Source organism: Micromonospora sp. DH14 (assembly GCF_029809455.1).
Lineage (GTDB): Bacteria > Actinomycetota > Actinomycetes > Mycobacteriales > Micromonosporaceae > Micromonospora > Micromonospora parva.
This window is the reverse complement of record NZ_JARVKT010000002.1, coordinates 60,115-81,262: the sequence shown is the minus strand read 5'-3', so window position 1 is coordinate 81,262 and position 21,148 is coordinate 60,115. Positions and strand designations below refer to the sequence as shown.

Below are 21,148 nucleotides of genomic sequence, written 5' to 3'. Positions count from 1 at the left end.
GCCCGTTTCGTCTGCCCGCCCGTTTCGTCTGACCGGACCAGCTGGCGGCTACGACCACGGTCGTGCCGCGCCACCGACCCGGTGAGTCAGAGACCGAGCTGTCGGCGTACCTCGGCGGCCACCCGGCCACCCTCGGCCTGGCCCGCCACCGCGGCCTGGGCCGCCTTCATCGCCGGGCCCATCTGGGCCTTGCCGGTGAAGCCGCCCGCCGCGAGCGCCCCCGAGACCAGCTCGGTCAACTCGGCGTCCGAGAGCTGCTTGGGCAGGTAGCGGTCCAACACCTCACCCTCGGCGCTCTCCTTCGCGGCCTGCTCGGCGCGGCCGGCGTCGGCGAAGGCGGTGGCCGCCTCCCGACGCTTCTTGGCTTCCTTGGTCAGCACCGCGAGCACCTCGTCATCGGTGAGCTCGCGCTTGGCCTTGCCGGCGACCTCGGCGGTGCCGACGGCGGCCAGGGCCATCCGCAGCGTGGAGGTGGTCAGCTCGTCGCGCGCCTTGAGCGCGGAACGCATGTCGGCGGTGAGGCGGTCCTTCAGCGTGCTCATGGACGGTCAAACTACCCTGAACGCCATGCGAAAGCGCACACTATTCCGGCTCGCCGCCGGAACCGCCACGATCGGCGCGGTCACCCTGGCGTACGCGTCGCTCGTCGAGCGCAACATGTTCACCCTGCGGCGGTACGACGTGCCGGTGCTCCCGACCGACGCGGAGCCGCTGCGTGTGCTGCACCTGTCGGACCTGCACATGATGCCCGACCAGGCGCGCAAGCAGCGCTGGGTGGCGTCGCTGGCCGCCCTCGACCCCGACCTGGTGGTGGTGACCGGCGACAACATGGCGCACCCGGGCGCGGTGCCCGGGGTGCTGCGGGCCCTGCAACCGCTGCTGGACTACCCGGGCGCGTTCGTGTTCGGCTCCAACGACTACACCGGGCCGGTGTTGAAGAACCCCTTCACCTACTTCCTGCCCGACCGGGAGTACACCGAGGGCGTGGAGCTTCCCTACGAGGAGCTGCGGCAGGTCTTCACCGGCGCCGGCTGGGTGGACCTGAACAACGCGCGGACGAGCCTCAAGGCCGGCGGCCGGGAGCTGGACCTCGTCGGCGTCGACGACCCCCACATCGACCGGGACGACTACCCGTCCGTGTCGGGTCGGGTGGCGTCCTCCGCCGACCTGTCCATCGCCGTGACGCACTCCCCCGAGCCACGGGTGCTCGACCAGATGGCCGCCGACGGCTTCGGCCTCCTGCTGGCCGGGCACACCCACGGCGGGCAGGTCTGCGTACCGGGCTTCGGGGCCCTGGTGACCAACTGCGGCCTGCCGCGCTCGATGGCGCAGGGGCTGCACCGGTGGCCCGGCTCGGACTCCTGGCTGCACGTCTCCGCCGGCCTCGGCACCCACCCGACCGCCCCGGTCCGCTTCGCCTGCCCCCCGGAGGCCAGCATCCTCACCCTCATCCCCCGCTGACCCTCTCGCGCCAGCCGTCGCGGCGGGACCAGGCAGCTGTCGTTGATCGACTCGGGTTCCTGAGAGTTGGGGTGTCCTGGTCACGTCAACAGCCCGGCTTCCTGGAACCCGAGTCGATCAACGAACCAGCCCGGCCGGCGATCGCGCTGGCGGGTCCGGTCGGCGGGGGTACCGAGTTTGACCATCGGGGCGGGTGGGCTACTATTTGTCGGCACGCCTCGGGGTGTGGCGCAGCTTGGTAGCGCGCTTCGTTCGGGACGAAGAGGTCGTCGGTTCGAATCCGGCCACCCCGACCAGAGGTAAGAGGGCACATCCGATCACGGATGTGCCCTCTGGCGTTTGTTGACCATGCACGGCCCAGCACTGTGGCGATGCCGCCCGGCTGCGGCCATCCGGGGCACGTTGAACCCGCCCGCCGCCGCCTTCAACCTTTTGACCCTCGGCGGGGTCTGACAGGTAACCAATCGAGGCGGGGGCTTATGGCAGCTGACGACGAGCATTTCCGAGAGTTCGTCGACACGCGCTACATGGATCTCTTACGCGTGGCGTACCACCTCACCGGATCGGCACAGGATGCGGAGGATCTGGTGCAGGCGGCGCTGGTGAAGGTGATACGTCGGTGGCGGCGGGTCGAAGATCCGATGGCCTACCTGCGGCGCGTCATGATCAATCACCACATCAGTAGTTGGCGCCGCTACCGCGTGCACGAGTTGGTGACGGCGATTCTGCCGGAGCGGTCCACCCGGGACATGACGGATGCGGTGGCGGAGCGGCACGCCCTGTACGCGGCGATGCGGGCACTGTCGCCGCGCACCCGGGCCGTGATCGTGCTGCGGTACGTGGTCGATCTGCCGGAGGCGGAGGTCGCCGCCACCCTGAGCTGCTCGGTCGGGTCAGTCAAGAGCCGTGCGTCGAGGGGCCTGGCTCGCCTGCGGCTGGCGCTGGCAGCGGACGCGCCGCCGTCGACACCACCGTCGACGCCGACATCAGCGGCAGCTCGGCCAGCACCGGACGGGACAACGAGGATGACGGGGGCAACGCCATGAGGGTCGACGAGGAGCTGGGCCGGGCCCTGGCCGAGCTGAGCAGCACGCTGACCCCGCAGCCGGATCCGTACGGTCGAGTCCTGGCGCGTTATCGACGGAGGCGGCAGCGACGCCTCGGCGGGCTGGCCCTGGCCCTCGTGGTCTCGGTGGGTGGCACCGCCTTCGCCGTGGCCGGCCCGGCCCGGACCACGCAGCCACCACCAGCGAACCCGAACGAGTCCATCGCACCCGTACTGGCCTGGTCGGACAAACTGCTTCAGTCACCGCCACGCGGTGCCGTCGCCCGGGACACCGGCTACGTCCGCCAGCTTTCCGACCTTCTGTTGGACGCCCAGCGCCGGGGGGACTTTCCCAACCTGACGGTGCCGGTGAACGCGGTGAGGGTCCTCTTCATCGACGACGTCAACGACCAACGGATCGCGCTCGCCGCCTTCGTCCGTGACCGGCCCGATCCGGTCACCGGCTGGCCCAGCGCCGCAGTGTGGCTCGTCGCCGAGAAGGGCGCCAGCGCCGGGAAGCTGGCCAGCACCGGCTCTGTCCGGGGTACGAGCGACGCTCTGGAACCGTACGAAAGCCTCGCCGTGGACGACCCGTCCGGTCCGGGAAAGGCGATACACGTGGCGATCGCACCCGCCGGCTGCGTCTTCCTCACCGCACCGGCGCTCAACGGCAACGCGTTCCAGTGGGCCTCGGAGCCGACCGGTTCCTACCTGATCCGCACGCCGCAGACCCAGCGACCCGAGTGGTGGCGGGTCAACTGCGGCGAGGTGACGCGCAAGATAACTCCCGGACGGGGCTCGCTGGCAGCCAAGCCGATCACCGACGCGCAGCTCGCGACCGCGATGTCCCGGGTACGGGGAAATGTCACGGCACAGCGGGCCCGGGAGCTGGTGTACCAGTCGGCCCAGTCGGCGGGCTACCGCCTGACCGCCCTGCCGAGCGTGGTGTGGGGCGGGCACGTTGCCGGCGTCCCGACCGGCGGATCACCGACCGCCGGCGAGCCGTCGGTGACGAACGGCCAGGTGACCGTCCTGGCCGCTCCCACAGTCGACGGCAACTGGGTCGGCGAGGTGACGATCGAGCCCGATCAACCACGGTCCGACAGCGTGATCAGCACCGGCACCTCGTTCACCGTGTCGACGGATCCGACCGATCCCGCAGGCGTGCTGGCCGTGCCGATCGACGGCGACGCCGCCGGTGGCGAGGACCAGCAGTTCCTGCTGGTGGTGACGCCCGCTGCGGCCACCACGGTGCGCGTCCTGCGCGACGGGCAGGAGGTGGCGAGGGCTCCGGCCAGCGGTTCCGGGGCGGCGTTGACGGTGCCCCGACCCACCGCGGGTCTCGTCGTGATGGCGCTCGACGGCTCCGGCAGGACACTCGCCGGCGCGCAGGTGTCTGACGAGGGTGCGCAGGGGACACCGGAGACGGACGCCTGGAACCAGGATTAGGCACGAGGATGTGGCCCGGTCCCAACGATTGGGCACGTTCGTCGATCTGCCCGCCGTCTCGTCCCGCGTGATGATCCCGAATGTGCCGGCGCTGTACGAGCGGCTGCCCGTACAAGCCCTCGGGGGATCTGGAGATGCGTATGTTGTCGCAACTGCGGTTGCTGAATCGTGGCGTGCTGGCCTTACTGACGGCCCTGCTGGTGTTGGCGGCGTCCGGCACGCCGGCGTTCGCGGCGGCCCTGCCGCCACCCGCTCCGGTCAGCGCGAAACTGGTGTCCGAGACCCAGGTCGAGGTGAGCTGGCCGGCGGTGGCGGGCGCCAGCAGCTACGAGGTACGGCGTGGGACCGTCTCGGGTGGCCCGTACACGACGGTGGGAACCGTCACCGGGACGTCGTACCTGGACGGAGCCGTCGCCGCCGAGACCACGTACTACTACGTGGTGCGGTCCCGATCCGGCAAGCGGGCGTCGGCTGACTCGTCCGAGGTGTCGGTGCAGACCTCGCTGGCGAAGCCCGTGAACGTACGGGCGACCGCGGCGGAGACGAGCATGACCCTGCGGTGGAAGGCCGTCGCCGGCACCGCGCGGTACGAGATCGTCCGCCTGAGTAACGACGCCCCGGTGGAGACGGTCGTCGGCACCACGACGTCGACCGAGTACGTGGACACCGGCCTCACTGTCGCCACCCGCTACGTCTACTGGATCCGGGCGGTCGCCACGGGCGGCGCCACGGCCACGTCCGACGCCGTGCGGGTCTACACCGGACCGGCTACCACGACGACTGTCACGGTGTCACCGGGCTCGGTGGAGCAGGGACAGCGGATCCTGCTCATCGCGAACGTGCGGTACGCCGACGGCCGGATCCCCGGCGGTGAGGTCGCGTTCATGTCCGCCGCCGGAGCTGTCGCGTTCGCCAATGTCAACGGCACCGACGGCACGGCGATCGCCATGGTCAACGGCACCGGCTGGACTCCGACCTCGGTCTACGCCCAGTTCCAGGGCTACGACTGGCCGGCGGCCGGGGCGAGCGTGTCCGGCGACGCGGTGCCGGTGGTCACCCAGCCCTACGGCGCGGTGGCCTTCAACGGCCCCTCGTGGCTGAAGCTCGGTTCCTGGGAGGAGGCGGTCGCCGCCGGGGACCTGACCGGCGATGGCCGCTCCGACGTGGTGATCACGACGACCGAGTACTTCGACGATGCCAACGACCATTCCGCTTTCCTGTTCGTGCAGGAGGCGGACAACCAGCTCGTGATGAAGCAGCAGGTGGCGATGTCCACCTCCACCGGCGGCAGTATGTATCCGGTGATCGGCGACCTGGACGGCGACGGCGCGAACGAACTGGTCGTCGCCACCGGCGACGGTGTCGACGTGTTCCGCCGTACCGGATCGGGGCTTTCGGCGGCGGAGCACCTGTCGTTCGCCGACGACCTCATCGACCTCAGGCTCCGCGACCTCGATGGTGACGGCCGGACGGACATCGTCGCGGTGAGCGACAACGGCGTCCTGGTGCGGTACGGCGACGACAACGGCAGCTTCGCGCCCGCGGCTCTCGTCTCTGCGCACCGCGGCTTCGTCCTGGACGTGGTCGACATGACCGGGGACGGCCGGTCGGACCTGGTGGTGCAGCTCGGGCAGCTGATCCAGATCAGCGCCCAGGTGCAGCCCCGGTCGTTCGCCGCCCCCGTGGGGTATCAGGCGCCCGCCGGGCACCAGCAGACGGTGGCGTCCATGGCAGTCGGCGACGTGACCGGCGACGGCAGGAAGGACGTCGTCGTCACCGTGTCCGGCAACGCGCCGAACGCCCAGGTGCAGGTGCTCACGCACGACAGCGCAGGTGTGCTCGGACGGTGGATCCGCTACCCGGTGTACGAGATGCCGGACGCCATCGCGATCGCGGACGTCAACAACGACGGTCGGGACGACGTCGCCATCACCCACGGTGGTTGGAGCGCGGCGAGTGTCCTGTTGCAGCGGCCGGACGGCTGGCTGGGCAACGAGTTCCGGGTCTCCCAGTTGCCGCCCGCCAGCTCCTTCACCCCGCGTGGCCTCGCGGTGGCCGACATCAACAACGACGGCCTGAAGGACCTGCTGATGGCCAACTACAACTACGGTCTGGTGGTCGTACCGCAGCGGCCCGCAGCCACGTCGGCGGCGACGTCACCGAAGGTCCAGGTGGGTCGGGCCTGAGCGAGGATGGTGACGGGCCCGCTTCCCGGGCCCGGGTGGGCCTTGCCTGCAACCACCAGTGAGCACGAGGAACGGCCCGGTCGCTGCGACCGGGCCGTTCCTTCGTACGCAGCGGGTTCGGCGCCTTCTCAGCGGCGTTCGCGTGGCTGTCAGTCCTGTCGTTCGGTGCGTTCGATTTCCGCGAACGCGGCGGCCAGGTAGTCGCCCAGCGGCACGCTGGTCGTCGCCAACAGGTCGGCCACCAGTAGCGGGGCGTGCCGGGCCAGCGCCGACGCGTCCGGCGGTGCCTCGTCGCCGTCGGGGTCGTACACCCCGAGCGCGCCAGCCAGCAGGACGAGCACCACGTGCGGGTCGACATCGGAACGCCACCGCGTCGACTGCTGCACGCAGCGGGTCAACACCTGGCGGATGTCGTCGCCGGTCAACCCGTCCGGATGGCTCTCCTCCAGCAGCAGTCGGACCACCCCGCCGAGCACCAGCCCGGACCGCTCGTCCGCGGCGAGACCGCCGACTGCCTCGTCGTACGCCTGACCGTCGCGTGCCTGGGCGGCGGCGACGGCTGTCGTGGCGGTGACCGCGATGGCGCGGGCGGTAGCGGGCAGGTGTCGCCAGGTGCCGGTCATCGGGTCAGCATCGCAGACCCGGCGGACAACGCCGGACCGCCGTCAGCCAAGTGGATCATCGTGGGATTGGTCACCCGGCGGCCTGCGGCCAGCGGGGCGCCGTCCAAAAGTGTTCGCGCGGTGTCGCACCCGCCGAACAGAATGCCGGACATGCTGCGTCGTGCCCTACCCCGCCGTTTCGAAGCTCGCCGACTCCTGATCGGCACCCTGTTGTCGGCGATCGGGCGCGGTCTGACCTTGCCGTTCCTGTTCATCTACTTCACCGATGTACGCGGACTCACCGACACCCGGGCGGGTCTGGTGATCGGCTGGTACGGCGCGGTCACCCTGGCGCTGTCACCGCTGGGCGGGACGCTCATCGACCGGTTCGGCGCCCGTCGGGTGGTGGTGCCCTGCCTGCTGATCGAGGCCATCGGCACCGGCTCGCTGGCGCTGGTGAACTCGACCGGCTCGGCAGTGCTGGTGATGACGGTGATCGCCGTCGGCAGCTCGGCGATCTGGTCCGGGCAGAACACGATCCTCGCCTCGTTGACCGGCGACGACGAACGACAGCGGGTCTTCGGGTTGAACTTCGCCCTGCTCAACCTCGGTATCGGCATTGGTGGCATGACGTCCGGCGCGATCGTCGACACCGCCCGGCCGGGCACCTTCCAGATCATCTACCTGCTCGACGCGGTCAGCTACCTGATGCCGGCGCTGATCCTGCTGACCCTGCCGGGCGTCGGTCACCGACTCGTCCGCCCCAGGACCGGCGGCGAGCCGTCCGCCGGTGGCTACCTGACAGTGCTCCGCGACCGCCCGTTCCGCCGACTGGTGATCTTCGGTCTCATCCTCACCACCTGCGGGTACGCCCAGATCGAGGTGGGCTTCGCCGCGTACGCGGTGCGGGTCGTCGAGGTGACGCCCCAGGTGGTCGCCTGGGCGCTCGCGGCCAACACGGTAATGATCGTGCTGGCCCAGCTCCTGGTGCTCCGCCGGATCGAGGGGCGTAGCCGTACCGGTGCACTCGCCCTGGTCGGGGCGGTGTTCGCCGCCGCCTGGTTGGTCCTCGGTGCCGGCGGCCTGGTCAGCGCCGAGAACGCCGTCTTTGCCGCGCTGTGCGTGGTGGCCTGCTCGGCGATCTTCGGCTTCGGCGAGACGATGCTGTCGCCGGTGATGCCCGCGCTGACGAACGCGCTGGCCACCGACGCGCTGCGCGGCCGGTACAACGCCATGAGTTCAATGATCTTCGGAATCAGCGGGGTGATCGGACCGGTGACCGCCGGCCCGCTCCTCGGCGCCGCCCACGGCAGCGTCTGGGTGGCGACAGTGGTCGGCGGTTGCATGGTCGCCTCGCTGGTCGCCCTCTCCCTGCGCCGACTGCTCACCGCCGAGCAGGACGGCGTAGCGACGACCGCCCCGGCGTCCCGCACCGTCGCGCCCACCCCCGCCTGACCTCGAACACCCCTCCGCATTGATCACGCCGCCCGGACGCACGGCGGGCGCGGACGGGTGCGCGCGGCGGGTTTGGGACGGGTCGGGCCCCGGAGCTGGTGCTCCGGGGCCCGGTCTCGCGGGGTCGGCCGTCAGGCGGCGGGGACCTCGGCGGTGGTGCGGATCCGGTCCAGCGTCGGTGCGGAGACCGGCGACTGGGCGGTCAGGTAGTCCACGAACGCGTCCAGGTCAATCTGGCCGGTGACCAGGTTCGTCCCGGCGGTGAGGGCGCTGAACCCGTCGCCGCCGCCGGCCAGGAAGTTGTTCACCGTCACCCGGTAGGTGGCGGCGGTGTCGACGGCGGTGCCGCCGAGGGTGAGGCTGCCCCGGACCACGCGGGTGCCGGCGCACGGCTCGGCGACCGTGCCGGTGGTGCCGTTCGGGTCGACCACGTAGCCCACCGTGGCCGACGGGTACAGGGTCCGACCGGTGACGAACTGCTGCTCCAGGACGCAGTAGAGCTGCGCGCCGGTCAGGTCCAGCGTCACCAGGTTGTTGGCGAACGGCTGCACCGTGAACGCCTCCTCGTAGGTGACCGGACCGGCGTCCAGGTCGGCCCGGACCCCGCCCGGGTTCATGAAGGCGGCGACCGCGTTCTGCTCGTCGTCGGTGGCGGCGAGCTGCGCGTCGGCGATCAGGTTGCCCAGTGGGGACTCGCCCAGGCTGGTACCGAAGAGGGTTTCCTGGCTCCGGGTGATCGCCTGGCTGGTCACGCCGACCTGGCGTCCGGCGACCGGGCCGAGCACCGTCTTGTACCTGTTGATCAGAGCGGTCTGCCGCGGGTCCTTGGCGACGTCACGGGTGACCACGACGTTGTTCGCGGCGGCGGAGACCACGTCACCGCTGTGCCGGTCGATCTTGAGATCGATGTCGGTGACCAGGCGACCGAACGAGCTGGCGCTGGTGACCAGCTTGCCGTTGATGTCGCAGTTGTACGCCTGGTGGGTGTGCCCGCTGACCACCACGTCGATCGACGGGTCCATCCGGTTGGTGATGTCCACGATGGGGCCGGTCATGCCGACGCAGTCGTTGATCCCGCCGGTCGCCGCCTGGGTGCCGCCCTCGTGCAGCAGCACGACGATCGCCTCCACGCCCTTGCGGCGCAGCTCGCGGGCGTACCGGTTGGCGGTGTCCGCCTCGTCGGCGAAGCTGAGGCCGGCGACGCCCTGCTGGCTGACGATCTGCGGGGTGCCCTCCAGGGTCATGCCGATGAAGCCGACCTTGACGCCCTGCACCTTGTGAATCGCGTACGGGGCCATCAGCGGCTTGCCGGTGGCGGTCTTGAAGGCGTTCGCGGACAGGTACTGGAAACCGGCCCCCCGGTACGGGGTGCCGTCGACGCAGCCGTCCACCGGGTGGCAGCCGCCGTTCTGGATCCGCAGCAGCTCGGCGGCGCCCTCGTCGAACTCGTGGTTGCCGACGCTGGCGTAGTCCAGGCCGGCCATGCTCAGCGCCTCGATGGTCGGCTCGTCGTGGAACGCGGCCGAGAGCAGCGGGGACGCGCCGATCAGGTCACCGGCGGCGACCGTGATGGTGTTCTTCTTCTTGGCTGCGGCGCGCAGCTCGGCCAGGTGGGTGGCCAGGAACTCGACGCCACCCGCGGTCTGCCCGGCGATGGTGCCGCTGGACCCGCTCGGCGGTTCGAGGTTGCCGTGGAAGTCGTTGAGGGCCAGCAGGGTGACGTCGACCGGCTTCGGCCGCGCGTCGGCTTGCTCAGGGCTGGTGGCGACCGCGCCGAAAGCGGCCACCGCGAGCGCGGTCAGGCCGACAGCGGCCCGACGCATCCCGGGTATGAACATGGATCTCCTCGTGAGAATCGGCGCGGACGGTGCCCGGCCTCTGGGTCGACCGGGCCGCCGACGGACGCCGTCGGAAGGGTCGCGGATGGGCGGCGGTTGAGCATGGCCCCCGCCCCGACAGCCTCTCATTCGCACGCCGACCGGTCGAGCCGGGCAGCACATCGGAGCAGCGCGTACGCCGGGACCAGAATCGATCACCGTTTACCGCGGTCTGCCGGACAGTGTCGGAGCCAGGGTCTAGAAAGGACGGGACGGTCATCGCGGGCAGGAGGCATCGTGAGCGGAACGACACCGGTGGCGGAGCAGGTGCGATCGGCCGACGGCACGCCCATCGCGTTCGAGCGACGGCACGCCCATCGCGTTCGAGCGGTCCGGTGCCGGGCCGGCGGTCATCCTGGTCGGCGGCGCGTTCGCCGATCGCCAGGCGACCCGTGACCTGGCTGCGGCGTTGAGCACGGATTTCACCGCCTTCGGCTATGACCGTCGGGGTCGCGGCTACAGCGGCGACACCGCACCGTACGAGGTCGGTCGTGAGATCGACGACCTGGCCGCCGTGATCGCCGCGGCAGGTGGTTCGGCCGCCCTCTACGGCATCTCCTCCGGTGCCGTCCTGGCCGCCCTCGCCACCGCACAGGGCCTGCCGGTGGCCAGGCTGGTCCTGTTCGAGCCACCGTTTCAGGTTGGTGCGCACGTGGGCGTCAGCAAGGACATCACCCCGCAGCTCATCGAACTGATCGCCGCCGACGACCGGGACGGCGCGGTGACGACCTTCCTCAGCGCCGCGGTGGGGCTGCCGGCCGAGCAGATCACCGCGATGCGGTCGCAGCCGATGTGGGCGGGGCTGACGGCGCTCGCGCACACACTGGTGTACGACGCGATCGTCACCGCCGGAGGGCGACTCCCCGCCGAGCGGCTGGCGGCCATCACCGCGCCGACCCTCGCTCTGGACAGCACTGGCAGTCCAGAGTGGTTGCGGGACGCGAGTCGGGCGGCGGCCGAGGCAGTGCCGGGCGGCCGGTCGGTGAGCCTCGACGGCGGCTACCACGACGTGCCGCCGGCGACGTTGGCCCCGGTGCTGCGCGAGTTCCTGCTCGGCTGACGAGACCGGCGCCCCGCCCGGCCAGCACACCGCCAGCCAGCACACCGGCGTACTGGCGGGGACACGACTGGCGGGCCACCTGGCACGAGCCCGGCGGGTCAGCCGTCGACCAGTGCCTCGTCGACCAGTGCCGCCACGCCGTCCGGTGGCCAGGTGCCCGCCACGCCGGGCCGGGCCGACAGGTAGGTGACGATCCGCTCGGCCGGCCAGCCGTGCGACTCGCGTAGCCCTTTGGCGATCATGCCGAGGTAGATCGGCGCTGGCGGCCGGCACCGCGCGGCTGACGCCCCCTCGGGGGCGGTGAAGGTGAGCAGCGGAACGCCGTCACGGCGTCCCGGGCAGACCAGCGTTTCGTACCGTCCCGGGCCGAGGGTGGCCCGTCCGTTGGCGACGGCGGCGTCAATGGCCGCGCCGGTCGCCGGGATCAGGTCGGTCGAATCGCCCGGCGGGCGGTACATCTCCTGCGCGGCGATGTCGGTGAACTGCTCCAGGGTGACCAGGTAGGCGCGGGCCGCGGCCTGGCCCGGCAGGTGCGGGTCGTAGAAGGCCATGCCGCCGGTCCAGGCACCGGACTCGCCGGCGAAGTAGATGCCGCCGGGCAGCGACACGGCCGCCGACCGGCTCGGTGGGCGCCGGTCGCGGCAGCCGGGGTACGTCCGCTTTCCGCCGGGTGGGCAGCCACCACCGATGTACCAGCCCAAACGGGCGGCGTGCATGTTCGAGCCGTACGAGACGTACCAGATCAGCACGACGACGCCCTCAGAAGCCGCAGGTCTGCCCGGCGGAGTGGCTCACCTGCACGGTGTGGGTCACGCAGCCGCCGGCCTGAACGGAGTGCAGCAGGAAGGCGGTGGGCTCGTGGACCCAACCGATCTGCTCGTCGGCGCTCATGGTGAGCGTGCTCTGCTTCCAGGTGCTGGGTGCCACGGTGAGGACAGTGCCCGCGTACGCAGTGGTGACCGGGCGGTGCAGGTGGCCGGCGGCGACCCGTACGACGTGCCGGTGCCGGCCGATCACCTCGGCGAGCGCGTCACCGTCGGCGAGCCGGATGGCGTCCGCCACCGGGATGCCGACCGCGACGGGCGGGTGGTGCAGGAAGATCACGGCCGGCGCCTCGGGCCGCCCGGCCAGCACCCCGTCGAGCCAGCCGAGCTGTTCCTCGCCGAGTTGGCCACCGTCGCTGCCGGGGACGAGCGAGTCGAGCACCACGACGGTCGCCGCCTCGTGGTCGACGTGGTAGTAGGCCGAGAAGCCGCCGCCGAGCCACTGAGTGCCGCCGAACGCGTCGAGCAGGGACTCCCGGTCGTCATGGTTGCCGGCGGCCAGGTGCACCGGCAGCGGGAACCGGCCGATGACCTCGCGCAGCGCCGCGTACTCGTCGGGCTGGCCGTGGTCGACCAGGTCGCCGCTGATCACCACGCAGTCCGGGCGGGGTCGTAACGCCAGCACCCGACCGAGCGCTCGGTGCAGCCCGGCGGCCGGTTCGGCGGCGAGCAGGCCGGTGGTCAGGTGCGGATCACTGAGCTGGGCGATGAGCATGGGCTCGCCTCCTCGGCGCCGGATGCCTCACGCTATCGCCGGGCGCGACATCCCGGGAACCGGGTTACCGGCGACGGAGCTGCGGCGGCGGGGTCCACAGGCTGCGTCCACAGCCTGTGGATAGCACGTGTGTACGAAGACGGGCTGGTCCCCGCCGCCGTGAGTACGCTTGATCGAGCGGTTCGGCGTCAGCCGGGCCCCTCCCCTACCTGGAACGACGTGCGAGTGGATCATCAGCGAGTCATCCGTGACGTCACCGTCCGCCTGCCGATGGCGTCGAGCACGCCGGAGGCGTGTCGATGGACGGTCACCGCGCTGTCCCGCCACACCCCGGCGACCATCTCCGTGCTGCTTGCGGTCCACGACCGCCTGCGCTGCGTCGCGGCGACCGGGGCGTGGCAGGTCTTCGCCACCGTGCCGGCGCGCACCGGCATCGTCGGTCGGGTGTACGCGACAGGCGTTCCCGCCGTCGTCCCGGACGTCAGCGTCGACCCGGACTACCTGCCGGTGCGCCCGGACGTGACGGCCGAGCTGTGCGTGCCGGTGCTGGACCCGACGGGCCGGGCGATCGGCGTACTGGACCTGCAGTGGAGCGAGCCGACCGACCTGGAGCCGTGGCGGGGGACCGCGCAGCGGCTGGCCGACGGGCTCGGCGCGCGGATCGCCGCCCTCGGCGGCCCACCGGCGGAGAGCCGCAGCGAGACGCTGCTCCGGCACGCCGCAGCGCTCTCCTCCGCCCCGACCGAGGGGGAGGTGATGGGGGCGGCGGCCCGCGCCGCCCGGGAGGTCTCCACGCTCTCCACCGCGCTGCTGCTGATCGGCGGTCAGCTCGGCCCGGCCCCGGCGACGCCGAGCGATCTGGAGACCCGGATCCGCGCCGAGCTGGCCGGGGCGGGTCCGGTCGCCCTGGACCGGATGGTCGACCGGGCTCACCGGTACGGCGCTGGTTACACGCTGGGCGAGGCCGGGCACCCGCCGACCGAGGACTACCGCCCGCTGACCCGCGCGGGGGTACGCACGCTGGTCGCCGTGCCGCTCGGGCCGGCGGACGCCGGTGGGGTGTTGCTGGTCGCCGACGAACGCCCGCTGCGCCCGGACCCGACCACCGTCAGCCTGATGGAGTTGCTCGCCGGGCAGGCCTGGACGAACGTGGACCGGCTGCGCACGCTGGCCCGGTTGCGCGAACAGGCCAGCTCCGACCCGCTGACCGGGTTGCGGCACACCGGCCCGTTCGGGCAGCGGATCGCGGCGGCCACCCCCGGCCGTACGGCCCTGCTGGCGATCGACGTGGACGGCTTCAAGACCGTGAACGACACGTACGGCCACCAGGCCGGCGACCGGGTGCTGGTCGGGTTGGCCCGGGCGTTGGAGGCGGCGTTGCGGCACGGCGACGAGTTGTACCGGATCGGCGGCGACGAGTTCGTCGCGGTGATCGAGGTGAGCCGTCCGGAGGAGGCGGTCCGGATCGCCGAACGGCTGACCGAGGCCGCCCGACGGATCGGCCGCACGATCAGCGTGGGTGTCGCCCTCCCCCACCCCGGCGAAACTCCCGAGCGCACCCTGAAAAGGGCCGACCAGGCCCTCTACGCGGTGAAACGCCAGGGCCGAGACGGCGTGAGCCTGTCCGCCGCCTGATCGTCCGCTGCGCACGTCCGCTCTGTCCGAGCCTGCCGGAGAAACGGTCGGTCAGGGCGCCAATGCTTGCCAGGCCGACCACCCCAGAGACCCGAGCGCAGGGGTCGCGGGACCTTTCAGGGGAGATCTGGGACAGTTTCCGTTCCGTCCTGACGGAACTGTCCAAGATCTACAGAACGGGAGCCTTCAGTCACCTGATCGCCATGATGAAACAGACCCAAAAGCCCCAATATGCACGATCGGCGAGCGCAGTCGGGCAGGCCAGGCAGGCCAGGTCGGGCAGGCCGAACGCGGCCGGGCCAGGCAGGCCGGGCCGGGGTCAGGGGGTGTGGAGTTCCTTGGCCAGGAGTTCCGCGATCTGGGCGGTGTTGAGGGCCGCGCCCTTGCGGAGGTTGTCGCCGGTGACGAAGAAGTCGAGGGCGCGCGGGTCGTCCAGGGCGCGGCGGATCCGCCCGACCCAGGACGGGTCGGTGCCGACGGCGTCGATCGGCATCGGGAACTCCCCGGCTGCGGGGTCGTCGACCAGGATCACGCCGGGTGCGTTGCGCAGCGCCTCGCGGGCACCCTCGGCGTCCACCTCGCTGGCGAAGACCGCGTGCACGGCCACCGAGTGCGCGGTGACCACCGGCACCCGGACGCAGGTGGCGGAGACCTTGAGGTCGGGCAGGCCGAGGATCTTCCGCGACTCGTTGCGGATCTTCACCTCTTCCGACGACCAGCCGCTGTCCGCCGGGGAACCGGCCCAGGGGACCACGTTGAGCGCCATGGGCGCCGGGAACGGGCCCAGGTCGTCGCCGACCGCCTGGCGTACGTCGCCGGTGCGCGAGCCGAGCGTCCGGTCGCCGGCGACCTTGGTGAGCTGGTCGTGCAGGATGTCGACGCCGGACTGACCGGCTCCGGAGACCGCCTGGTAGGAGGCGAGCACCAGCTCTCGCAGGCCGTACTCGCGGTGCAGCGGCGCGACCGCGACGATCATCGCGAGGGTGGTGCAGTTGGCGTTGGCGATGATGCCCCGGGGCCGGTTGCGGACCTGCTCGGGGTTGATCTCGGGAACGACGAGCGGGACGTCACGGTCCATCCGGAATGCGCCGGAGTTGTCGACGGCGATCGCGCCCCGGGCGACGGCGATCGGCGCCCACTCGGCGGAGACCTCGTCGGGCACGTCGAACATCGCCACGTCGACACCGTCGAACGCTTCGGGGGTCAACGCCTGGACGACGAGTTCCTCGCCCCGGCAGCGCACCCGACGCCCGACGGAGCGCTCGGAGGCGAGCAGGCGGATCTCACCCCAGACGTTGCGCCGCCCGGTGAGCAGCTCACACATCACGGTGCCGACGGCACCTGTCGCTCCGACCACGGCGAGGGTGGGCAGCGCCGTCATCGGCGCTACCTACCCGTCCCCGCGTAGACCACGGCTTCGGTGTCGCCGCCCAGCTCGAACGCGTCGTGGATGGCGCGGACGGCGGCGTCGAGGTCGGTGTCCCGGCAGACGACGGAGACCCGGATCTCGGAGGTGGAGATCATTTCGATGTTGACTCCGGCCGCGCCGAGCGCCGCGAAGAAGCCGGCTGCCACACCGGGGTGCGAGCGCATGCCGGCGCCGATCAGCGAGACCTTGCCGACGTGGTCGTCGTAGAGCAGGCCCTTGAACTTGACCGGCTCCTGGATCTTGCTGAGCGCCGCCATCGCGGTGGGCCCGTCGGCCTTGGGCAGGGTGAACGAGATGTCCGTCCGGCCGGTGCCCTCGGTGGAGACGTTCTGCACGATCATGTCGATGTTGATCTCGGCACCGGCGACGGTGTCGAAGATCCGCGCGGCGGCACCGGGCTCGTCGGGCACCCCGACGATCGTGATCTTGGCCTCGCTGCGGTCGTGTGCGACCCCGGTGATCAGTGCCTGCTCCACGGAAAGGTCCTCCATCGATCCGGTGACCATCGTGCCGGTGTTGGTCGAGTATGACGAACGGACGTGGATCGGCAACCCCGCCCGGCGGGCGTACTCCACGCTACGCAGGTGCAGCACCTTCGCGCCGCAGGCGGCCAGCTCCAGCATCTCCTCGTAGGTGATGTCCTTGATGTGCCGGGCGTTGGGCACGATCCGCGGGTCGGCGGTGAAGATGCCGTCCACGTCGGTGTAGATCTCGCAGACGTCGGCGTGCAGGGCGGCGGCGAGCGCCACCGCGGTGGTGTCCGAACCACCACGGCCCAGCGTGGTGACGTCCTTGGTGTCCTGCGAGACGCCCTGGAAGCCGGCCACGATGACCACCGACCCCTCGTCGAGCGCGCCCTTGAGCCGCCCGGGGGTGACGTCGATGATCCGGGCGCGGCCGTGCACCGAGGTGGTGATCACGCCGGCCTGCGAACCGGTGAACGAGCGGGCTTCGTACCCCAGGTTGTGGATGGCCATGGCCAGCAGGGCCATGGAGATCCGCTCCCCGGCGGTGAGCAGCATGTCCAGTTCGCGGCCCGGCGGCAGCGGACTGACCTGGTTGGCCAGGTCGAGCAGCTCGTCGGTGGTGTCGCCCATCGCGGACACCACCACCACCACGTCGTCGCCGGCCTTGCGGGCGGCGACGATGCGCTCAGCCACCCGCTTGATCCGCTCGGCGTTGGCGACGGAGGACCCGCCGTACTTCTGCACCACGAGTGCCACGACGGTGCACTCCCTCCCAGCGACCCTGAGCGTGCCGACGCCGCCGGAACCGGGGCCGGCGGCGCGTGTCAGACCCCTTGAGGGTATCCGGCGGGTAACGACGCCGGGTCAGGTGATCCCACCATCCGGCCCGCCGGCCGCCGGCCGGGCCGGTCCCACCAGGTCGGGCGGTACGCGGGAACGGCCCGCCCGACACGCCGGGACGAGCGCGGTACGCGTCGGCGCCCACCGACCGCCCGCACCCACCAGAATGGGCCGGTGCCCGTCCTCCTCCGCTCGGCCGGCCGCGTGCTCGGGCCGCTCGTCCTCGCCCTACCGACGCTCCTGGCCGCCTGCACCAGTGAGCAGCCACCGGCTCCACCACCCGCCGATGCCGCGCCGGTCGAGGTGGATGCCGCGTGGGACGAGTTGGCCGCGCTGGCCGCGGCTGCTCAGGACCGCCACCTGGTGGCGCAGTACGTGTACAGCCGGACCGGCCAACCGGACCGGACCATCGTCTTCACCAGCGCGAACGACGGCAGTTGGCGAGTCGACGTGCCGGGGGGCGCGTTGGGCGGCACCGCCGATGTCTCGATGGCCAGCACGGCCGACGGGCTGTTCCAGTGCGCCCTGCCGTCGGCCGGTCACGCCGGGTCGGCGAGCTGCGTACGCCTGGGTGACCGCGACGACACGATCCCGCGCCGGTTGGACCCCCGGGTGCAGCACCCGCTCACCGACTGGCTGGATGTGCTCACCGACCGACGTGCCCCGCTGGCGGTCGCCCCGGCCACCGCGCCCGAGGGCGTCGCCGGCACCTGCTACTCGGTGGAATCCACCTCGGCGTCGCTCAACGCCCCGCTGGACGTGGGCATCTACTGCTACGACCGGGACGGCACGCCGACCGGTGTCCGGACCGGGGCCGGGACGCTGCGGCTGGCCGCTCCCCCCGCCCCGGCGCCGGCCACCGTGCAACTGGCCGGCCCGGTGGTGATCGACCGGGAGCCGCTCGACACCGCGGCGCCGCCGACTCCGGACCCGTCGGAGAGCCCGAGCGCGGGAACGCCCTGATCTTCGTCCCGTTACGGGTGCTCTTGCCCACATTTGGCCACCCCGTCCTGAGCGACGAATCACCCATACGGGACGATCCGTCTTATGGCCGATCTCACCCCGCTGCTCGCCTACCGCTGGAGTCCGCTGGCGTTCCACCCCACCGCGGAGCTGAGCGCGGCCGACGCGTCCTCCCTGCTGGAGGCGGCCCGCTGGGCACCCTCCCTGGGCAACCGTCAGCCCTGGCGGTTCACGGTGGGCTACCGCAACGACGACACCTGGAAGCGCATCCTGGTCAACCTGACCGAACGCGACCAACGCTGGGCGCACCGGGCCGCCGCGCTGCTGCTCGCCGCGCACGTCGACCCGGACGCCGCGCCGGCCGACGGGATCGCGTACGACCTCGGTCAGTCGGTCGCCCACCTCACCGTGCAGGCCACCGCGCTGGGGTTGCACGTCCGGCAGGTGCTGACAGTGGACCGCGGCGGGCTCGCCGCCGACCTGCACCTCCCCGCCGACGTGCGGCCGTACGCGGTGCTCGTCGTCGGGCAGCTCGGCGACCCGCTCAGCCTGCCGGCGGACCTCGTCGCCGAGGAGACCGGCCTGCGCCGCCGCCGACCGCTGGCCGACCTGCTGCTCGGCTGACCGGTCCGCCGGCTACCCGCCGCGGCTGGCGCGCAGCAGGACCGCCGCGGCCTCGGTGTTGCGATACAGCACGTGCCGGCCCTGTCGGGACCGGTTGACCAGGCCGGCGGCGTGCAGCGCGGCCAGGTGCTGGGAGACGTTCCCGGCGGACATCCCGGTGAGTCGGGCCAGATCGGTGGTGGTGGCCGCCGTGTCGAGCCGGTGCAGCAGCACGGCCCGGCCGGGACCGACCACCCGCGCCAGCGGGTCGCCCGGCGGCGGCGCTGTCGCCTCCCAGAGCGTCCCGACCGCTCGGACCGGGTACGCGCCGGCCGGCAGCGAATCCTCCAGCAGGTTCCACAGCACCCGCCGTTCGGTGAACACCGTCGGGTTCAGCGCCAGCCCACGACCCCGCAGGTCGAAGTCCCGCTCGAACGGGTCGTCGCTGACCACCCGGTCGCCGAGCCAGCGCAGGCTCGGGTGCAGCTGCTCGAAGAACCGGCCGGCACCGTTCTCGGCGAGTTGGGCCGCCCGGTACGTCACGTCGGCGTCGAGCAGGGCCTGCATCCGTGGCCAGTCCGGGGCGATCGCCTCGTCGTACCAGACCCGCACCGCGTCGACGAGCTGCGGCAGCAGCCCACCGGGGTCGGCGAGCAGCGCCTGCCCGAACGCACCCAGCGGCCGGCGCGGGGTGGTCGCCAGCAGGTCCTGGACCACCACGGCCGGCGGGGTGGCGGCGATCTGTTCGAGTTGCTCGGCCATCTCCACGTTCGGCCGGGCGGCCGGGGTGAGGAAGTCGGGCAGCCAGGTCCGGGGTCGGGCCAGCTCCACCAGCGGTCGGACCCGGCCGGCCACGTCGGGACGACGCATCGTCACCCGGGCGCGGTCGATCCAGGGCAGGTGCACCGCGTGGTAGACCGGGCTCGCCAACGCCCACATGCTCATGACCGTCTCGTTGACCGGCGACACGGCGAGCCGCACGCCCGCCACGTCAGCCAGGCTGAAGCGCAACTCGGACACACGCACCCCCGGAGCAGGATTCGGTTGAGCCTAAAAGACTCGACCGCCGTCATGGGGGCACGGTTCACTCACCGCCCATGGGGACCAGAGACACCATCCGTACCGCCGTGGCAAACGTCGTACCGCCGGCCGGGTTGACCCGCGCGTTGGCCGTGCAGGCCATGGTCTACGCCGTCGGCAGCGGCCTGTTCCACGCCGGCAGCGCCGTCTTCTTCACCCGGGCGTTGGGGCTCAACGCCGCTCAGGTCGGGCTGGGCCTGTCCATCTCGGCGGGGGTGTCGCTGCTGGGCACCGTGCCGCTGGGCGGACTCACCGACCGCTTCGGGCCGCAGCGGGTCTGGGTCGTCGGGCTGGTGCTGGAGGCGGCGCTCTTCGCGTCGTACCCGTTCGTGGGCGGCTTCGCGGGTTTCCTCGCTGTGGTGGTGGCGCTGGCGGCGGCGTACGCGTCGACCGGCGTGGCCCGGCAGGTCTACTCGATCAACGCGCTCCCGCCTGCCGAACGGGTCACGGCGATGGCGTACCAGCGGTCGTCGTTGAATGTCGGCTTCGGGCTCGGCGCGGTGATCAGCGGCCTGGTGCTGGCAGTGGACACGATCGAGGCGTACCGGGCAATGGTCTGGTTCATCGCGGCGGTGATCCTGGTGACGGCCCTGTTCGTGCGGCGACTGCCCCGGCTGCCGCAGGTGAGCCGGCCGGCGGAGCCGATGGGTCGGCTCGCCGTGCTGCGGGACCGGCCGTTCATGGCGGTGTCCCTGCTCTCCGGGTTGCTCACCGCGCACGGGGTCCTCTACCTGACGGTCATGCCGCTCTGGATCCTCACCCACACCGACGCCCCGAAGACCGTGATCGCCGGGCTGGTGCTGCTCAACACGGTCCTGATCGTGCTGCTCCAGGTACGCGTCAGCCGGGGTGCCGACACCGCGACGGGCGCGGCGCGGGCCTCCCTTCGCGGTGGCCTGCTCATCGCCGTGTCCTGCCTGGTCCTGCCGATCTCCGGACTCACCCGGGGCATGCTCACCGTCGTGGTGCTGGTGGCGGCCGCGACGCTGCTGATCCTGGCCGAACTGATCCAGTCGGCGGGCGCCTGGGGGCTCACTGCCACCCTCCCACCGGACGACCAGCGTGGCGCGTACGTGGGGGCGTTCGAGCTCGGCAGACAGGTGCAGTACCTGATCGCCCCGGCCGGGTTGACCGCGCTCGGGGTGAGCACCGGCGGCTGGGGTTGGTTACCGACGGCAGCGATCTTCGTGCTGGTCGCAGCGGCGATCGTGCCCGCCGTGGCCTGGGCCGAACGGACGCCGAGGCTGGGTGCCCAGGCCCCGGTGCCGGCGATGACCTCGGTCCCATAGTCCGGACCTACCTTTCCACCCCCCGTTTCATCACGTAGGGTGACCTGGTCATGTGGCAGGCGCTTCTCCTCCTTAGCCGCCGCGACGAGGCCTGACCGGCCGGCACCTCGTCGCGGAGTCGCATCGCGCCGTCCAGCACATCTGAGTTTCCTCTCGGCACCGCCGCGC

The 21,148-nt window shown here is 71.7% G+C and carries 18 protein-coding genes and 1 tRNA gene; 11 read left to right on the top strand and 8 right to left on the bottom strand.

Annotated elements, in window-relative coordinates:
* Positions 1 to 86: 86 nt before the first annotated feature.
* On the bottom strand, positions 87 to 542 hold the full coding sequence (locus QCZ28_RS04540; RefSeq protein ID WP_030328082.1) for a GatB/YqeY domain-containing protein: 456 nt from the start codon (positions 540 to 542) through the stop codon (positions 87 to 89).
* A gap of 25 nt (positions 543 to 567) precedes the next feature.
* Here QCZ28_RS04540 and QCZ28_RS04535 point away from each other — a divergent pair, with 25 nt between their 5' ends.
* The 5 genes from QCZ28_RS04535 to QCZ28_RS04515 all read left to right on the top strand — a co-directional run bounded on the left by QCZ28_RS04535 (position 568) and on the right by QCZ28_RS04515 (position 6,141).
* The gene (locus QCZ28_RS04535) at positions 568 to 1,461 is read left to right on the top strand and encodes a metallophosphoesterase (RefSeq protein ID WP_279515361.1); all 894 of its coding nucleotides are present in this window, start codon (positions 568 to 570) and stop codon (positions 1,459 to 1,461) included.
* Between the two features lie 219 nt (positions 1,462 to 1,680).
* A tRNA-Pro gene (locus QCZ28_RS04530) sits at positions 1,681 to 1,757 on the top strand.
* 183 nt (positions 1,758 to 1,940) lie between these two features.
* Positions 1,941 to 2,507 (top strand): SigE family RNA polymerase sigma factor, encoded by a 567-nt coding sequence (locus QCZ28_RS04525; RefSeq protein WP_279515360.1) that lies wholly within the window; start codon positions 1,941 to 1,943, stop codon positions 2,505 to 2,507.
* Entirely contained in the window at positions 2,504 to 3,955 is a 1,452-nt protein-coding gene (locus tag QCZ28_RS04520) for a hypothetical protein (RefSeq protein ID WP_279515359.1), read from the top strand. Before QCZ28_RS04525 ends, QCZ28_RS04520 begins: the two co-directional genes overlap by 4 nt.
* A gap of 134 nt (positions 3,956 to 4,089) precedes the next feature.
* Positions 4,090 to 6,141: an FG-GAP-like repeat-containing protein gene (locus tag QCZ28_RS04515; RefSeq protein WP_279515358.1), complete on the top strand. Its 2,052-nt coding sequence runs from the start codon at positions 4,090 to 4,092 to the stop codon at positions 6,139 to 6,141.
* A gap of 149 nt (positions 6,142 to 6,290) precedes the next feature.
* Here QCZ28_RS04515 and QCZ28_RS04510 read toward each other — a convergent pair whose 3' ends face one another.
* Positions 6,291 to 6,764: a hypothetical protein gene (locus QCZ28_RS04510; protein WP_279515357.1), complete on the bottom strand. Its 474-nt coding sequence runs from the start codon at positions 6,762 to 6,764 to the stop codon at positions 6,291 to 6,293.
* Between the two features lie 150 nt (positions 6,765 to 6,914).
* On the opposite strand from QCZ28_RS04510, the gene QCZ28_RS04505 reads away from it, so the two are divergent.
* On the top strand, positions 6,915 to 8,198 hold the full coding sequence (locus QCZ28_RS04505) for an MFS transporter (protein WP_279515356.1): 1,284 nt from the start codon (positions 6,915 to 6,917) through the stop codon (positions 8,196 to 8,198).
* 131 nt (positions 8,199 to 8,329) lie between these two features.
* Here the strand turns inward: QCZ28_RS04505 and QCZ28_RS04500 are convergent, their stop codons facing one another.
* On the bottom strand, positions 8,330 to 10,036 hold the full coding sequence (locus QCZ28_RS04500) for a bifunctional metallophosphatase/5'-nucleotidase (protein WP_279515355.1): 1,707 nt from the start codon (positions 10,034 to 10,036) through the stop codon (positions 8,330 to 8,332).
* A 355-nt stretch (positions 10,037 to 10,391) separates the two neighbouring features.
* Between QCZ28_RS04500 and QCZ28_RS04495 the strand changes: the two genes are divergently transcribed.
* Complete coding sequence (locus tag QCZ28_RS04495; protein WP_347815087.1) at positions 10,392 to 11,135, top strand: alpha/beta fold hydrolase; 744 nt, start codon at positions 10,392 to 10,394, stop codon at positions 11,133 to 11,135.
* A 98-nt stretch (positions 11,136 to 11,233) separates the two neighbouring features.
* Here the strand turns inward: QCZ28_RS04495 and QCZ28_RS04490 are convergent, their stop codons facing one another.
* Together QCZ28_RS04490 and QCZ28_RS04485 are read right to left on the bottom strand one after the other, a co-directional pair.
* A complete protein-coding gene (locus QCZ28_RS04490) occupies positions 11,234 to 11,884 on the bottom strand; it encodes a histone deacetylase (protein ID WP_279515354.1) in 651 nt (216 codons plus the stop codon).
* A gap of 10 nt (positions 11,885 to 11,894) precedes the next feature.
* Positions 11,895 to 12,674: a phosphodiesterase gene (locus QCZ28_RS04485; RefSeq protein WP_279515353.1), complete on the bottom strand. Its 780-nt coding sequence runs from the start codon at positions 12,672 to 12,674 to the stop codon at positions 11,895 to 11,897.
* Positions 12,675 to 12,899: 225 nt separating this feature from the next.
* Here QCZ28_RS04485 and QCZ28_RS04480 point away from each other — a divergent pair, with 225 nt between their 5' ends.
* Complete coding sequence (locus QCZ28_RS04480) at positions 12,900 to 14,309, top strand: sensor domain-containing diguanylate cyclase (protein ID WP_279515352.1); 1,410 nt, start codon at positions 12,900 to 12,902, stop codon at positions 14,307 to 14,309.
* Positions 14,310 to 14,628: 319 nt separating this feature from the next.
* On the opposite strand, the gene QCZ28_RS04475 is transcribed toward QCZ28_RS04480, so the two are convergent.
* Complete coding sequence (locus tag QCZ28_RS04475; RefSeq protein WP_210857585.1) at positions 14,629 to 15,690, bottom strand: aspartate-semialdehyde dehydrogenase; 1,062 nt, start codon at positions 15,688 to 15,690, stop codon at positions 14,629 to 14,631.
* A gap of 5 nt (positions 15,691 to 15,695) precedes the next feature.
* Positions 15,696 to 16,961 (bottom strand): aspartate kinase, encoded by a 1,266-nt coding sequence (locus tag QCZ28_RS04470; RefSeq protein ID WP_279515351.1) that lies wholly within the window; start codon positions 16,959 to 16,961, stop codon positions 15,696 to 15,698.
* A 258-nt stretch (positions 16,962 to 17,219) separates the two neighbouring features.
* Here QCZ28_RS04470 and QCZ28_RS04465 point away from each other — a divergent pair, with 258 nt between their 5' ends.
* The gene (locus QCZ28_RS04465) at positions 17,220 to 18,008 is read left to right on the top strand and encodes a hypothetical protein (RefSeq protein ID WP_279515350.1); all 789 of its coding nucleotides are present in this window, start codon (positions 17,220 to 17,222) and stop codon (positions 18,006 to 18,008) included.
* An 84-nt stretch (positions 18,009 to 18,092) separates the two neighbouring features.
* Positions 18,093 to 18,632, top strand: a complete 540-nt coding sequence (locus QCZ28_RS04460) for a nitroreductase family protein (protein WP_279515349.1) — start codon at positions 18,093 to 18,095, stop codon at positions 18,630 to 18,632.
* A gap of 12 nt (positions 18,633 to 18,644) precedes the next feature.
* On the opposite strand, the gene QCZ28_RS04455 is transcribed toward QCZ28_RS04460, so the two are convergent.
* Entirely contained in the window at positions 18,645 to 19,637 is a 993-nt protein-coding gene (locus QCZ28_RS04455) for an ArsR family transcriptional regulator (protein ID WP_279515348.1), read from the bottom strand.
* Positions 19,638 to 19,708: 71 nt separating this feature from the next.
* On the opposite strand from QCZ28_RS04455, the gene QCZ28_RS04450 reads away from it, so the two are divergent.
* Positions 19,709 to 20,980, top strand: coding sequence for an MFS transporter (locus QCZ28_RS04450; protein ID WP_279515347.1), 1,272 nt, complete (start codon positions 19,709 to 19,711; stop codon positions 20,978 to 20,980).
* Positions 20,981 to 21,148: the final 168 nt, after the last annotated feature.